The organism is Pseudomonas gingeri (assembly GCF_013385425.1).
Classification (GTDB): domain Bacteria; phylum Pseudomonadota; class Gammaproteobacteria; order Pseudomonadales; family Pseudomonadaceae; genus Aquipseudomonas; species Aquipseudomonas gingeri_D.
This window is the reverse complement of the sequence record NZ_JACAQA010000070.1, coordinates 1-1,889: the sequence shown is the minus strand read 5'-3', so window position 1 is coordinate 1,889 and position 1,889 is coordinate 1. Positions and strand designations below refer to the sequence as shown.

3 protein-coding genes are annotated in these 1,889 nt (G+C 60.6%); all 3 read left to right on the top strand.

The genetic code is table 11. The features are described from left to right. Positions 1 to 251 (top strand): acyl-CoA dehydrogenase family protein (locus tag HX830_RS31865; RefSeq protein WP_177098905.1); only part of this gene is annotated, 251 nt, incomplete at its 5' end. Positions 252 to 326: 75 nt separating this feature from the next. Continuing rightward, complete coding sequence (locus tag HX830_RS31860; protein WP_177104816.1) at positions 327 to 1,529, top strand: CaiB/BaiF CoA transferase family protein; 1,203 nt, start codon at positions 327 to 329, stop codon at positions 1,527 to 1,529. A 63-nt stretch (positions 1,530 to 1,592) separates the two neighbouring features. After that, positions 1,593 to 1,889 (top strand): electron transfer flavoprotein subunit beta/FixA family protein (locus tag HX830_RS31855; protein ID WP_442757375.1); only part of this gene is annotated, 297 nt, incomplete at its 3' end.

Sequence of the window (1,889 nt, the reverse complement as noted above, 5' to 3'; positions counted from 1 at the left end):
CCTGCGAGGAATACGACAGCGGGCAGAACGCCGGGGCCAGCGCCAATATGGCCAAGTACCTGGCGGCCAAGGCGTCCTGGGAAGCGGCCAACGCCTGCCTGCAGACCCACGGCGGTTTCGGTTTCGCCTGTGAATACGACGTCGAGCGCAAGTTCCGCGAGACTCGCCTGTACCAGGTGGCGCCGATCTCCACCAACCTGATCCTGTCCTACGTGGCCGAGCACCTGCTCGAACTGCCGCGCTCCTTCTAAGTGATCGGCGCAACAACCCGGCGCGTCAGCCCAGGCAGGCGCCGCTGGGGAGCCATGACCAGAGAGATAACACTCATGAGCCAACCCAAAGGTCCACGTCCACTTGATGGCATCACCGTCGTCAGCCTTGAGCATGCTATTGCCGCCCCCTTCTGCACCCGACAACTGGCCGATCTCGGCGCGCGCGTGATCAAGGTCGAACGTCCAGGCAGCGGCGATTTCGCCAGAGGCTACGACCAACGCGTCAACGGCCTGGCCTCGCACTTCGTCTGGACCAATCGCTCGAAAGAGAGCCTGACCCTGGACCTGAAGCAGGATTCCGCCAGCGAAGTGTTGGACCGCTTACTGGTCGGCGCCGACGTCCTGGTGCAAAACCTGGCACCCGGTGCGGCTGCAAGAATGGGGTTGTCCTTTGAGGCCTTGCATCAGCGTTTTCCACGTCTGATTGTGTGTGATATTTCAGGCTATGGCGTCGGTGGTCCCTATGAAAAGAAAAAAGCCTATGACCTGTTGATCCAGAGCGAAGGTGGATTTCTTTCGGTCACCGGTGGCCCAGGCGATGAAGCAATGGCCAAGGCCGGATGCTCGATCGCCGACATCGCGGCCGGCATGTACGCCTACACCGGCATCCTGTCCGCGCTGCTGTTGCGTGAACGCACCGGCGAAGGCAGCCACCTCGACGTGTCCATGCTGGAAAGCCTGGTCGAGTGGATGAACTACCCGATGTACTACGCCTACAACGGCGCACCGCCACCACCGCGCGCTGGTGCTGCGCACGCCACCATCTATCCCTATGGCCCCTTCCCTGTCGGTGACGGCACCACCGTGATGCTGGGGCTGCAAAACGAGCGTGAATGGCAGCTGTTTTGCGAGAAGGTATTACTTCAACCCGAACTGGCCAAAGACGAGCGCTTCTCTGCCAACTTCAAGCGTGTCGAAAACCGTAACGCACTACGGGAACTGATCATTGAGTCGTTCTCCACGCTCAACTTCGACGCCGTGATCGATCGCCTGGACCGCGCTCAAATCGCCAATGCACGAGTGAACGACATGCAAGGTGTCTGGAGCCATCCACAACTTGAGGCCCGAGGACGCTGGCGAACGGTTGAAACCTCTGCGGGCCCCATTCCAAGTCTGATCCCGCCCGGCAGCAACAGCGCGTTCGAATCCCGCATGGACGCCGTACCGGGCCTGGGCCAACACACCGAACAGGTGCTCAGGGAACTGGGGCTGGGAACGGAGCACATTGAACAAATGCGCGCCGCCGGGGCGATTTAGTCGCGACCTGATCATCCGCAGCCCGACTGAAACCATCAAAGATTTTCGAGAGAACACTGACCAATGAAGATCCTGGTAGCCGTGAAACGCGTGGTCGATTACAACGTCAAGGTCCGCGTCAAGGCGGACAATTCCGGCGTCGACCTCGCCAACGTCAAGATGTCGATGAACCCGTTCTGCGAAATAGCGGTGGAAGAAGCGGTACGCCTGAAGGAAAAAGGTGTAGCGACTGAAATCGTCGTCGTCTCCGTCGGCCCGTCCACCGCTCAGGAGCAATTGCGCACCGCGCTGGCCCTGGGTGCCGACCGTGCCATCCTGGTTGAATCGGCTGAAGAGCGGACCTCCCTGGCCGTGGCCAAG